Source organism: Nocardia cyriacigeorgica (assembly GCF_010858045.1).
GTDB classification, from domain to species: Bacteria; Actinomycetota; Actinomycetes; order Mycobacteriales; family Mycobacteriaceae; genus Nocardia; species Nocardia cyriacigeorgica_E.
Genome location: NZ_JAAGVC010000271.1, coordinates 1 through 303, shown reverse-complemented (window position 1 = coordinate 303; position 303 = coordinate 1). Strand labels below are relative to the sequence as shown.

Sequence of the window (303 nt, the reverse complement as noted above, 5' to 3'; positions counted from 1 at the left end):
AGCCGTAACTGTGGGCGAAGATGCGGTTCAGCGCCACCGAAGCCCCGCCTGGCAGATCGGCCTGAAGTCGGCGAGTCGTGTGGAAGCCCGTGATGTCCTGGACCAGCAACCGTCCGCCTTCTATGGCGGGCTGCGGCGAGATGGTCTCGGTCATCATCTTGCCGCCGCTCGGGGCGTCGTATCCCACCCACGCGAGGGAGAAGCTCTCGAGGCCGGGGTCAAGCCGAGACGCCACCTCGTAGAGGTTCAACGAATTCGCAATCCGGCTGTTCGCGCGTTGCAGCGTCGTGGTGATCCCCGGAA

Annotated in this window: 1 pseudogene; it reads right to left on the bottom strand. The window is 65.0% G+C overall.

What is annotated here, in order from left to right:
- Window positions 1-303 (bottom strand): annotated as a pseudogene (locus GV790_RS29670) (alpha/beta hydrolase family protein); the annotation flags it as partial.